Origin of the sequence: Streptomyces sp. NPDC057253, assembly GCF_042669125.1 — a bacterium.
Classification (GTDB): Bacteria; Actinomycetota; Actinomycetes; order Streptomycetales; family Streptomycetaceae; genus Streptomyces.
On the sequence record NZ_JBHUXV010000012.1, the window covers coordinates 55,101 to 67,588 of the forward strand.

At 70.6% G+C, this 12,488-nt stretch carries 8 protein-coding genes; 5 read left to right on the forward strand and 3 right to left on the reverse strand.

From position 1 onward, the window contains the following. Positions 1-97: 97 nt before the first annotated feature. The 4 genes from fsxC (at position 98) to ACFULQ_RS09335 (ending at position 7,721) form a co-directional block, all read left to right on the forward strand. Positions 98-1,330 (forward strand): FxsC protein, encoded by a 1,233-nt coding sequence (fsxC, locus tag ACFULQ_RS09320; protein WP_383540378.1) that lies wholly within the window; start codon positions 98-100, stop codon positions 1,328-1,330. After that, positions 1,327-5,298, forward strand: a complete 3,972-nt coding sequence (gene fxsT / locus ACFULQ_RS09325; protein ID WP_383540381.1) for an FxSxx-COOH system tetratricopeptide repeat protein — start codon at positions 1,327-1,329, stop codon at positions 5,296-5,298. Before fsxC ends, fxsT begins: the two co-directional genes overlap by 4 nt. Before the next feature lie 90 nt (positions 5,299-5,388). Beyond that, positions 5,389-6,651: an FxsB family cyclophane-forming radical SAM/SPASM peptide maturase gene (locus tag ACFULQ_RS09330; protein ID WP_383540384.1), complete on the forward strand. Its 1,263-nt coding sequence runs from the start codon at positions 5,389-5,391 to the stop codon at positions 6,649-6,651. 155 nt (positions 6,652-6,806) lie between these two features. Beyond that, complete coding sequence (locus ACFULQ_RS09335) at positions 6,807-7,721, forward strand: aKG-HExxH-type peptide beta-hydroxylase (RefSeq protein ID WP_383540387.1); 915 nt, start codon at positions 6,807-6,809, stop codon at positions 7,719-7,721. Positions 7,722-7,769: 48 nt separating this feature from the next. Here ACFULQ_RS09335 and ACFULQ_RS09340 read toward each other — a convergent pair whose 3' ends face one another. Both ACFULQ_RS09340 and ACFULQ_RS09345 read right to left on the reverse strand, forming a co-directional pair. After that, a complete protein-coding gene (locus tag ACFULQ_RS09340) occupies positions 7,770-8,684 on the reverse strand; it encodes a hypothetical protein (RefSeq protein WP_383540390.1) in 915 nt (304 codons plus the stop codon). Continuing rightward, a complete protein-coding gene (locus ACFULQ_RS09345) occupies positions 8,681-9,298 on the reverse strand; it encodes an RNA polymerase sigma factor (protein ID WP_383540393.1) in 618 nt (205 codons plus the stop codon). Before ACFULQ_RS09345 ends, ACFULQ_RS09340 begins: the two co-directional genes overlap by 4 nt. A gap of 284 nt (positions 9,299-9,582) precedes the next feature. Between ACFULQ_RS09345 and ACFULQ_RS09350 the strand changes: the two genes are divergently transcribed. Beyond that, the gene (locus ACFULQ_RS09350) at positions 9,583-11,826 is read left to right on the forward strand and encodes a peptidoglycan recognition protein (protein ID WP_383540395.1); all 2,244 of its coding nucleotides are present in this window, start codon (positions 9,583-9,585) and stop codon (positions 11,824-11,826) included. 98 nt (positions 11,827-11,924) lie between these two features. On the opposite strand, the gene ACFULQ_RS09355 is transcribed toward ACFULQ_RS09350, so the two are convergent. Further along, complete coding sequence (locus ACFULQ_RS09355; RefSeq protein WP_383540565.1) at positions 11,925-12,356, reverse strand: hypothetical protein; 432 nt, start codon at positions 12,354-12,356, stop codon at positions 11,925-11,927. Positions 12,357-12,488 lie beyond the last annotated feature (132 nt).

The following is a 12,488-nucleotide window of genomic DNA, read 5'->3' on the forward strand; positions in this document are numbered from 1 at the left end:
CGCCTGCGGCCGGATGTGACGGCCGGGGGGTGCCTTGGAGCGAGAGCCTTATTTCTTCCTGAGCTACGCACGCAGGGACGACCGAGGCAGCGCCTTCGTGCGTCGTTTTTACGACGACCTGGTGGCGGAGCTGGTCCGTCTGGGCGCCGACTGCAGCGGACAACAGCCATTCCTCGACATCGAGCGCCTTGGCCTGGGCATGGACTGGGAGAGCGCGCTCGGCAACGAGATCGGCCACTGTCGAGCCCTGGTGGCCCTGTGCTCGCCCGCCTACGTCAACAGTCTCTACTGCGGCAAGGAATGGGCCGCCTTCGAATCCCGGCTGCTGAGATATCGCGAGCAGACCGACATAGAGGTGCCGGCGCTCATACCTGTCCTGTGGGGCCCCCTGCACCATGCGATGCCGCCGGAGATCAGCAAGTACCAGTATTTCGAACCGCCTATGGGCCAGGAGTACCTGGAGCAGGGCCTGATGGGGCTGCTGCGTTCCGCGCCGGGAGGTCGTGCCTACCGTGCCGTCCTGGAACTCGTGGCGAAACGGGTGCAGCACGTGGCCGATCTCTTCCGGTTGCCCCGTGCGCAGGGCCTCGACCTGGGGACCGTGCGCAGCCCCTTCGAAGGACGGGAACCCGCGGGGCCGGGCAGCCGGACCACGGGTCACGTCCGAGTCTTCATCGCCGCCGGTGTCACCGACCCGCTGCCCGAAGGCCGGCAGCGGCACGAGTACTACGGGCCCTCACCGCTCGACTGGACCCCGTACCACCCTCCGGTCCATCCCACCGTGGCCTACCGGGCTCAGCGCGTGATCATCGACGAGGGGTGCACGAGCACCCTGGAAGTGATCGATCACGGGCTCGGCGACAAGCTCGACGAGGCCGTGCACAACAACCAGACATCCGTGCTGCTGGTCGACGCGTGGGCCGCCCGGGAAAGCCGGTACCGCACTCCGCTGTCCGACTACGACCGGCAGAACCACCCGGTCACCGGCGTCCTCGTGCCGTGTCACGAGACGGACGAGGAGTCCGGTGACGACACGCTGTGGGCCGACCTCCAGCAGGTCTTCAAACGCAATTGGATGCGGCGCAACGACCCCTATGACCCGCTGTTCCAAGTACAGGTCGAGCGACAACGGTTCGAGGACCGGCTGGCCCGCATGGTGGTCGTCGCCCAGAACCGTCTCATGGAGAAGGCCGTTCCGCGCCGGCTCCCCGCCGGGCCGTCGGCGCCGCCCATGCCGGGACTGAGCGTCCCGTACACACCCCACTCCAGCACGGACGATCCTACCGAGCCGCCCGGGTCGTTCGCCTCCTTAGAAGGACCAGGACGATGAGCTCTGAGGCCGAGGCTCAGGACACCGGCAGGATCGTCACCTTCTACTCGTACAAAGGTGGCACCGGCCGCACAATGGCCCTCGTCAACGTCGGCTGGATCATGGCCAGCAGCGGCAAACGGGTACTGCTGGTCGACTGGGACCTCGAGGCTCCCGGGCTGCACCGGTATCTGCGCCCCTTCCTCTTGGACCCGAAGCTGCGGGACACCGACGGCCTGATCAACATGGTGAACTCCTTCGCCGGACAGGTGATACGCCCGGGTGAGCCGCCGGGACCCGGCCCCGAGGCCACCGTGATGAGTGACGACGAACTGCGTTCCCACGCACGCCTCGGCCCCCGCACCACCGGCCTGGACCTGCGCTTCCCCGGGGGTGGGCGGCTCGACTTCCTGCCTGCCGGGCGGATGTCCCCCTCGTACTCCGCCGACGTCACCAGCTTCAACTGGCGCGCGTTCTACGAACGTCTGGGCGGCGGCTCCTTCCTCCAGGTGCTGCGGGAGGAGATGAAGGCCTCGTACGACTACGTCCTCATCGACAGCCGAACGGGCGTCAGCGACATCTCCGGGATCTGCACCACCGTGATGCCGGACGTCCTCGTCGACGGGTTCGTGCTGAACCACCAGAGCATCGAGGGCGGCCTGGACATCGCCCAGTCGGTGGCCTCCGAGGTGCGCCACCCCGTCCGTATCCTGCCGGTCCCCATGCGGGTCGAGGACGGCGAACAGGAACTGCTCGAATGGGGCCGGGACCTGGCGCGGGCCGAGTTCGGGCCGTTCCTCTCCTGGCTGTCCGAAGCGGAGCACGACCAGTACTGGGGAGAGGTCGAGATCCCCTACAAGAAGTACTACGCCTACGCCGAGATCCCGGCCACGGTCCGGGACCGGCCCTCTCAGCCGGGCAACCTGCTCGCGGCCTTCGAACGGCTTACCGCGTGGATCACCGACGGCCGGGTGCGGTCCCTCGTCCCCCATCCGGAGGAGGAACGGCAGCGGATGCGCGCCGCCTACCTCGACCCCAGGACGTCATGGCCGCGCATCCACGTCAGCTATGCCTCGGCCGACCGGATGTGGGCGGAGTGGATCGCGGCCCGGCTGGAGGGGATCGGCTACCAGGTTTCATTGCACAGCACCGCCGAGCCAGGCGCCGGGGCGTTGCCCGAGGTCGCCCCCGTCCTGAAGGGGCGTGGACGGCTGCTCGCCCTGCTCTCGCCCGAGTACATGCTGCAGCGGCGCGCCCAGGACATCTGGAAGCAGCTGAGAGGTCATGAGAGCGCCGACGGGTCACTGCTGGCGGTACGCGTCCAGGAGTTCGAGACCACGGCCCGGGACCCCTTCAGGGGCCGGTTCGCCGCCGACCTCACCCACTGCACCCCCGAGGAGGCGGAGACCCAGTTACTGTCGGTCGTCGGTCCGGTGCGCCGCGCACGCGTCCCGGGCAGCGTCGCACCGGTTCCCGGCTCCCCCGCCCCACCATTTCCCGGAACGTCCCCCGCAGTGCAGCGCGTTCCTTCCAGGAACGTTTCCTTCACCGGACGAGGCTTTCTGCTGGAGCGGCTACGCAACGGCTTCACTTCCGGTAGCACGACACAGGTTCTTTATGGGCTCGGCGGAGTGGGAAAGACACAAATCGCACAGGAGTACGCTCATCGCTTCAAAGCGGCCTACGACGTGGTCTGGTGGGTCACCGCCGCGCAACCCGGCCTGATCCGCCCGGCCCTCGCCGACCTCGCGCCGCGCCTCGGACTGGAGGTCGGCGAGGACATGGTGAGTACCGCGGAGTCGGTGCTGAGGGCGCTGCGGCGGGGGGAGCCTTTCGACCGCTGGCTGCTCGTGTACGACAACGCCGGACGCCCCGAGCAACTCGCGGCGTTTATCCCGACGGGTCCGCCCGGCGGACACGTCTTGCTCAGTTCTCGCGACCGGACGTGGGTGAACGACGCGGGGCTGGTCGAGGTCGAGGTGTTCCAGCGTCAGGAGAGCACCGACCTGCTGCACCGCCTCAACACGGGGCTCACGGCCTCCGACGCCGAGGCGGTGGCCAGGGAACTGGGGGACCTGCCGCTGGCCGTCGCCCAGGCCGCAGTCTGGCTCAGCGAGAGCAGCATGCCGGTGGCCACCTATCTGACGCTGCTCAAGGACCGCCTCACTGAGGTGTTGCAGACGACCCAGTTGCCGGAGCGGGACTACCCCCACTCCGCCGCGGCGACATGGAACCTGGCAGTGGACGAGCTGCGCCGGGTCAACCAGGCAGCGGCCGAGATGCTGGAGATCTGTTCGTTTTTCGGCCCTGACCCCATTCCGTTGCGACTGCTCTACAGCAAGGCCGTCACCAAGGCGCTCACCTTGCCTTCCGGTGAGCCGCGCGACGAGATGGCGGTGGCTCAACTCGTCCGGGCGATCAACCGGTTCGGCCTGGCCAAGAGCGACCAGAGCAGCGCCACCCTCACGGTGCACCGACTGGTACAGGCAGTCATCCGCGACCAAGTCGACGAAGCGCGCACACCACAGGCCCGCGGTGTCGTGCACGCCGCTCTGGTGGACGCCGACCCGGGCGACCCCGACGTACCCGGTGACTGGGACCGCTATGCGGAACTTCTACCTCATCTGGGGCCCAGCCTGGCCGCCGAGAGCTCGGACCCCGAAGTGCGCAAGTGGGTCACCGATTCCGTGCGCTACCTGTGGAAGCGCGGGCTGCACACTGACGCCCAGGAACTCGCGGAGCGCACACTGAAACACTGGAAAGAATGCGATATCGGACACCCCGACGACCCGCAGACCCTGATGCTGCGCATCCAGCTCGGCAACGTGCTCCGCTCCAGAGGGCGGCTGGAGAGGGCGTACGAGATCGACCGAGACACCTTTGAGCGGTTCCACCGCACAAAGGGCCCGGACTACGCGCACACGCTGGCCGCAGCCGGGAACGTCGCGGCCGACCTGCGTGCGCTGGGCCGCTACCTCGAAGCCCGGGAGCTCGACCGCCAGACCCTCGACGGAGCCCTGCGGACCCTCGGCGACGACCACCCGCGCACGCTGATGTACACCAGCAACCTGGGTATGTCGGAGTACCTCGCGGGCGATCGTCGGGCGGCCCTGCACCTCCACGAACTCGCTTACCGGCAGCAGAGCGAGGCCCGCGGCCGGGACAACTTCTACTCCCTGCTGTTCGCCAGCAACTACGCCCGGGACCTGCGGGAGACGGGAAGTCTGCGCGAGGCCCTGGAGCTGCTGCGCACCACGGTCCAGTGGTACGAGCAGACGCTCGGGGACAGCCACATGGAGACGCTGAGGACGCGCCGCAACCTCGCCGTGGCCCTGCGCCGGGCCGGCGACTACGAGCAGGCGAGAAAGATCGACGAGGACATCCACTCCCGGTACGTCGAAGCACACGGCACGGAGCACGCGGACACGCTCGCCGCGGCCTGCGGTCTCGCCTGCGACCTGGCGGCGCTCGGAGAGCCGCAGCGGGCACGACAGCTGGCCGAGCGTGCAATGGACCGCTACAGCACCTACCTGGGCGCGGAACACCCAGTCGCATTGGCTTGCGCCACCAATCTCTCCGTCTACCGGCGGCTGACGGGGAGTATCGACTCCGCACGCGACCTGTCGCACAAGGCGCTGCACCAGATGTCACGGGTGGTCGGGGAGAGTCACCCGTACAGCCTCAGCTGCATGATCAATCACGCGAACGACCTCGCTCTGGCCGGCGACCTGGAAAGCGCGGTCGAGTGGGACCGGCGGGCGCGACGCCACTTCCTCGACATCCTCGGACCCGACCATTACGACGCCATCAGCATCACGTCCAACCTGGGCCTGAGCCTGAAGGCGATGGGCCGCACTGAGGAGGCGGGGCAGTTGGCGGCGGAGGCGGCGCGCAGGGCCCGGGACAGGCTGGGTGAGGGTCATCCCACGACCCGGACAATACTGTCCGGAAAGAGGCTCGACTCGGACATAGAACCACCGACCACGTGATCAACGGACCTCATCCGCCCCGGAAGCCATCGGGGGCCTACGAGGTACTTATGATGGCTTCTTTCCTCCGCCGTCGTACCGGAGCGACCGATGCCGACCTCCGCCACCAACGCCCCGCCCGCCACGCCGGACAGCGGGACGGAGTCTGTGCCCTTCCGGCAGTTCCTGCTGAAGATCCACAGCCGGTGCGACCTGGCCTGCACCTACTGCTACATGTACGAGGCGGCCGACCAGAGTTGGCGGCAACGGCCCAGAAGCATGGCTCCGGCGACAGTGCGGCGGGCTGCGCAGTTGATGGCCGAACACGCCACGGAGCACGGACTGTCCGAAGCACATGTGGTGCTGCATGGCGGAGAGCCCCTCCTGGTCGGAGCGGACTACCTGGAAGCCCTGCTCGGGACGGTCACGGACGCCCTGGCCGGCATCGCCGCGCCGCGCTTCACCCTGCAGACCAACGGCATCCGACTCGCCGAGGACCCGCGGCTGCTTCCCGTTCTCGACCGCCACGGCGTGCGGATCGGGGTGAGCCTGGACGGCACCCCCGCCGGACACGACCGGCACCGGCGGCGGGCCGACGGGAGAGGCAGCCATGCCGACACCGCCCGCGCGCTCGAACTACTGACACAGCCGGACCACCGGCACCTGTTCGCAGGTCTGTTGTGCGTGATCGACCCCACCACGGATCCGCTGGAGACGTACGACGCGCTCCTGCAGTTCGCTCCACCCCGACTGGACCTGTTACTCCCGCACGGGACCTGGCAGACCCCGCCGCCGGGGCTCACCGTCCGGACCGCCCCACCCACGGCACCGCCTGCACCCGGCGCGCACACGGGTCCCGCTCCGTACGCCGACTGGCTGTGCGCGATCTTCGACCGTTGGTACGGCGCTCCTCGCCGAGAGACCGGCATCCGGCTGTTCGAGGAGATCATGGTGCTGCTGCTCGGCGGTACCGCGCGGAGCGAGGCGGTCGGACTCACCCCCGTCGACCTCGTCGTCGTGGAGACCGACGGGGCGATCGAGCAGGCCGACTCGCTCAAGGTGAGTTATCCCGGGGCGCCCGAGACGGGGTTGCACGTGTCCCGCGACACCTTCGCCGACGCCGCCGCGCATCCCGCTTTCCGTGCCCGGCAGCGCGGCATGAGCGGGCTCGGTCCTGTCTGCCGCTCCTGTGCCCGCGCCCGCGTGTGCGGCGGCGGCCTGTACGCCCACAGGTACTTCCCCGGAGCAACCCCGGTCTTCTCAGCTCCTTCCGTGTACTGCGACGACCTGGCGGTACTGGTCGACCACATCGGCGCCCGGCTGCGCCGGGACGTCGCGGCACTGACCGCGCCCCGGCGGGAGGCGTCCCGATGAGAGCAGCGACGGGGCAGGGGGCCGACGTTGCACCGCGGCCCGGAACGGGTCTCGTCCCGCACACGGTCCCTGCCCCTGTCCTCCGGGACCTGGCTCGCGCTCGAGGCGGTGCGGCCGCCGTGGGTCTGCTGCGGAGGGGGCAACTGAGCAGACGCATGCTGATGGCGTTGGCCGTGCGCCAGGCGGCAGTCGGGCATCTGGAGGAGCGCACCGCCGAAGCGGCCTACCGCCGCCTCGTCGACCTGAACCGGCGGGACCGCGCCGCGTGGCGCGAGGTCATGCTGTACCCCTACCTGGACGAGGGGCTGACCCGGACCCTCACCGCGCTGGAGCACGGACGGCCCGCCGACCTGCGGTGGTTGGAGCAGGTGACGGCGGACCCCGGCCGACGGGCCTGGCACCGGGTCACGGCCGACTGCGACGGCATGGCACTGGACCTGCGGCTCGCCGACCAGGGCCCCTTCCGTGAGGCGCACGGTCATGAACTCGCCGCGCCGCTCACCGCGGAGCAGACACAGCAGTGGACGCAAGCCCTGGGTGCCGCCTGGACCGTGCTGGTGCGCCGGCACCCCTGGCACGCGGAGGCCATCGCCGCCGGTCTGACCACGCTGGTTCCGCTGCTCCCCAACCCGGACGGCACCGAGGTCAGTTCGGCGGCCCGCCGCGCTTTCGGCGCCATCGCCGCGTCCCTCCCCAATGACCCGGTGCTGCTGGCACTGACCCTCGTGCACGAATTTTTGCATGTCCAACTCGGCGCCCTGCTCGACCTGTTGCCCCTGCACGGCCCTCCGACGAGCGCCCGGTACCACGCTCCCTGGCGGCCCGACCTCCGGCCCGCAGGAGCGCTGCTCCAGGGCACGTACGCGCATCTGGGCGTGACGGACTTCTGGCGCACCGAACTCGCCGCCGGAACGGGGGGCGCGCGTGCCCGACGCGAGTACGCCACCTGGCGCGAGCACACCGAGACCGCCGCCGGCACGCTCCTCGAAAGCGGCGAACTCCTGCCCACGGGGCGGCGGTTCGTGACGGAGTTGCGGGAGGCGGTGCGCGGCCGGGCACTCGGTGCGTGAGCGCCCGGTTCACCGGCTGAAGGCGGAGCTGCTCGGCGACCGGCGTCGTCAGTGCTTCTTGGACTTGTTCTTGTCCGCGTTCGACTCGGCGGTCGCCTGCCCCTTCCGCTGCCCCGGCTTCACGTCCGCGGCCTCCGTCGCCTGTTCCGTCAGCGCGGCGCAGTAGGCGCTCACGTTCGCCTCGCCACCGGCCGCCGCGACGAGCCTCTTGAACGCGGTGGAGTCGGGCGCCTTGCCGCGGCCCTGGAGCTTCTCGTACACCCGGCAGTGGGCCAGGGTGTCCTTCGCGGTGGGTGGACGGTCGGCGGGGGCCGACACGGAGGGCCGGGGGCTGCTCGGCGACTGGGCCGGGGCGCTCGTGGTGACGCTCGGACGCGCGCTCCCGTCGCCCGCCGCGCTCTTCGCCGGGCCGCCGCCACCCGCGCCGATCGCCGCGTAGGCGACACCGCCGAGGGTGAGACTCGCCAGCAGCACGGAGAGCGTCGCCTTCCAGGACCGCGCCCGGTGCCGCTGCGCACGGGGCCGCCAGTCGTCCCGCCGCCGCGTCCGCGCCCGGTGCGCCCCGGCGTCCCGGGCCACCCGAAAGGCGTCCACGGCCCGCCGCTCGCCCTCCGCGTCCGCCTTGCCCCCGAGAATCGCCGCCCCGAGCACCGCCTCTAGCCGACCACGGTCGTACGACGGCTTCGTGACGGGGGGCGTGTCGCGGTACGGCGGCTCCGGTACGCCCGCCCCCTCGTCGTAGGCCGGCCTCGGCACGGAGCTCATGTCCCCGTACTGCGGCTCCGGCGGCGAGGGCTGCGTCTCCCCGTACGGCAGTTCGGACGTGGGCACACCCTCGTACGCCCCTTGCCCGTCCCGCCCCGTCTCCCCCCGGCGGGCCCGACCGCGGTCGGGCGTGGCTCCGCTCCGCTCGTCGCCCATGCCGTGTCCGTCCCTGTCCGCCGTGCCGTCCTGGCCTGTCATGTCGACTCCCCCAGCGTCCGGGGGCGCTCATCCGTCACACTCTCGGCGCCGAGCAGGTGCGCCAGCCGCTTCAGACCCCGGTAGGCCGCGGTGCGCACCGCGCCGGGGCGTTTGCCGAGGACGCGGGCGGCGGCGGGGCCGTCGAGGCCGACGACGACCCGGAGCAGCACCGCCTCGGCCTGGTCGGGCGGCAGGGACCGGACCAGTTCCAGGGCGTACTCGGTGGACAGCGACTCCAGCGCCTGGTCGTGGGTGCTGTGCGGGCCGGGCAGGTCCAGCATGTCCTGCTCCAGCGCCGCCGACCGGGGCCGTACCTTCTGCCGGCGCAGATGGTCCAGGGCCCGGTGCCGGGCGATGGTCGCCGTCCAGCCGCGGAACCCTGACCCGTCCCCCCGGAACCTGCCGAGGTCCCGGGCGATCTCCAGCCAGGCGTCGGAGGCCACGTCCTCGGCGTCGTCGCCGACCAGCCCGCGCAGGTACCCGAGCAGTCCGGGCTGCACCAGCCGGTAGGCGACCGCGAACGCGGCCTCGTCGCCCTCCTGGGCCCGCGCAACGGCCGCGCCCAGTTCCCCGTCGTACGCCTGTGCGCGGCGTGGTTCCCCGCCTTGCCCCAAGAACTTTCCTGTCCGTACCGGTTCGTGGCGATTCCACCCGCTAGGCGTGGTCGCCCTTGCCCATGTCCCCCACGGTCAACAGCGTCCGACCGCACAGAAGTGTCACAGTCCCGCACCTGTCCCAGAGGTCGCTGTACGCAACACCTGTGACGTCTGCGATCGTTTCAACGCTGTGTGAGTGCCACCTGTGCAAGAGGTGGCATTTCTATGACCGAGTTAGACCGTATTCAGGGGTGGGGTAGGTAGTGAGTCGTCGTAGAAGCCGTGCGTACAGACCGCTCAGCATGAAGCGGAGGGCGTGGCTGACGCTCGGCGCGGTGGTTCTGGGAGGCGGCGGTATCGCGACCTACGCCGCCGCCAGTCCGTCGACCGACGCCGGAGCCGGCATCGAGCCCAAGCGGCCGGTGAAGGTCTTCGACCTGGCGCTGAAGGGCACCGCGACCGGCAAGCGGGAGCTGCCGCGCACCGAGACCAGGCCGTTCTCCCTGCTCGGGGTCTCCTGGACCGGGGTGACCAAGCCGCTGGAGGGCAAGGCGCAGGTCCGCACCCGCAGCAGCGAGACGGGTGAGTGGACCGGCTGGCAGGACCTGGAGACGCACATCGACCCGCCGGAGGACCCCGACGAGCGCAACGGGGCGCGCGGCGCCTCCGAGCCGCTGTGGGTCGGACCCTCCGACGGTGTGCAGGTGCAGGTCGTGCACGAGGACGGGACCACGAGTGCCGGTCTGCCCAAGGGGCTTGAGGTCAACCTCGTCGACCCGGGTATCGCGACCGCCGCGGAGCAGCGGGACGCCGCTGCCGACCCGGACCCGGCGGCGTTCGCCGAGGACGTGACGGGCACCCCGACGCCGACCGCGAGCGACACCACGTCGACCTCGGCGACGCCGACCGAAACGCCCACGACCACCGCCACGGCCACGACCTCGGCCCCCGCGTCGACGACCCCGAGCCCGACCCCCACGCCGACCGCGACCGCCACCACCCCCACCGCGCCCCCCTCGACGGTCCCCGAGCCGCCGATCGTGTCGCGCGCCGGCTGGGGCGCCGACGAGTCGCTCAGCCCGGACCCGTCGGACTACAACGCCGATGTGAAGGCCGTCTTCGTGCACCACACGGCCGGTACCAACGACTACTCGTGCGCCGACTCCGCGTCGATCATCCGGGGCATCTACGCGTACCACACGCAGACCGAGAAGTGGAACGACATCGGCTACAACTTCCTGGTCGACAAGTGCGGCACGATCTTCGAGGGCCGCAAGGGCGGGGTGGACCTGCCGGTGCTCGGCGCGCACACCTACGGCTGGAACCGTGAGTCCGCGGGCATCGCGGTGCTCGGCAACTACAACGACGTCGGCGCCTCCTCCGCCGCGCTGACCTCGGTCGCCCGGATCGCGGCCTGGAAGCTCGGCCAGTACGGCGTCGACCCGAGCTCCACGGTCCAGCTGAAGGCGGGCGCGACCCAGAAGAACCTCGCCGGCACCAGCTTCACCGCGGGCAGCCTCTACACGTTCAACCGGATCTCCGGCCACCGCGACGGCTACGCCACCGAGTGCCCCGGCACCACGCTCTACGGCCAGCTGCCGACCATCCGCGCCTGGGCGGCCGGCCCGGTGCAGGGCCTGAAGCTCACCACGCTGACCGGCACGACCCTGTCCGGCTCGACGTACTACACCAAGGGCGCGATCACCGCGAAGTGGTCGACGACCACGCCGGGTTCGCTGATCTCGAAGTTCGAGCTGCTGGTCGACGGCAGGGTCGCCGCGACCGCCGCGGGCACGGCCACCTCGGCGAGCACGACCCTGGCCGCCGGCACCCACAAGGTCGCCGTACGGGCCGTGCACCAGTCCGGCAAGACCGACGCGAAGTCGACGACCACCGCGCTGACCGTCGTCGCGGACACCACCGCGCCGGTCTTCTCCACCACCCCGAAGATCACCCTGCGCGCCGGCACGGTCGAGACCGCCGCCGTCCCGGTCACCCTCGGCTGGAAGGCGACCGACGCGCAGGCCCTGAAGCAGGTCAGCCTGCTCTCCCCGACGACGGCCACCTTCGGCCCGACCACCACCAGCTCCAACCGCACCGCCAAGTCCGGCTCGGCGAGCACCTGGTCGATGAAGGCGTACGACATCGCGGGCAACACCCGCACCTCGTCGCCCGCCTACACGCCGATGATCCTTCAGGAGACCTCGGCCACGAAGTCCGGGAGCTGGACCGCCCGTTCGTCGTCCAGCTACCTCGGCGGCAAGTCGTACTCCAGTGGCACCAAGGGCGCGAGCCTGACCTGGACGTTCACCGGCAAGTCCGCCGCCTGGGTGGTCTCGCGGGCGTCCACCTCCGGGCAGGCGTACGTCTACGTGGACGGCACCAAGGTCGCGACCGTGGACCTGAAGTCCACCACCACGAAGTACCGCCAGGCGATCTGGACCAAGTCCTGGTCGTCCAGCGCCCAGCACAAGATCAAGATCGTGGTGGTCGGCACCAGCGGCCGCCCGACGATCACGACGGACGGCCTGGTCTACATCAAGTAGCCGCACCCTGAACGCCGGCCCGGGCGTCCGCTCCCTCGCATCCTGGGAGCGGGCGCCCGTCCTGCTTCACCGGGCAGCGGTCCCTCAGGACGGCCCGGTCATCGCCGTACGGCACCCGTCGCGTCACGGCACAGCAGCCGCAGCGAGCCGTCCCCGGCGAAACAGCGGCGGGCCTCGTCCAAGGGGTCCCACAGGCGGCCGTCGGGCGTACGGACCCAGTACTCGCCGCCGCTCGCCCACCACTCGGCACCGGTCTGACGGACGACGACCTCACCGGCGTAGGCCCCGAGCCCGCGCAGCACGGTCTCCAGGGCGGCGTACGGCACTCCCTCCCGGCGTATCTCCTCGATGAGCCGGTCGACGCGCCACAGGCTCTGCGCCGAGTAGTCGAGCCGGACCCGGGCACCCTCGCGCAGGGTGGAGACCGCGTCGGCGGCCCACCGCACGGGTCTGGCGGCGGCGGAGGGCCGCCGGTGCTCCTGGTGGGTCGTCACATCGGCGGTCGAACGGGCTGTCGTATGAGCGGTCACATCAGTCGTCACACGGGTGACAGCGTTCCGGCGGGACCGTGCGTCACACGGATCGGGGGGTTTCGGCGACACCGGTGCAGGACCGCCGCACCTTCACCGCATCACTCGCCGGACGGTCACAGGACTTTCCCC

Coding starts and splice junctions, on each gene's coding strand:
- ACFULQ_RS09340 (WP_383540390.1), bottom strand. CDS start 8,684: ATGACAGGCCAGGACGGCACGGCGGACAGGGACGGACACGGCATGGGC.
- ACFULQ_RS09335 (WP_383540387.1), top strand. CDS start 6,807: ATGCTGATGGCGTTGGCCGTGCGCCAGGCGGCAGTCGGGCATCTGGAG.
- ACFULQ_RS09350 (WP_383540395.1), top strand. CDS start 9,583: ATGAAGCGGAGGGCGTGGCTGACGCTCGGCGCGGTGGTTCTGGGAGGC.
- fxsT (WP_383540381.1), top strand. CDS start 1,327: ATGAGCTCTGAGGCCGAGGCTCAGGACACCGGCAGGATCGTCACCTTC.
- ACFULQ_RS09330 (WP_383540384.1), top strand. CDS start 5,389: ATGCCGACCTCCGCCACCAACGCCCCGCCCGCCACGCCGGACAGCGGG.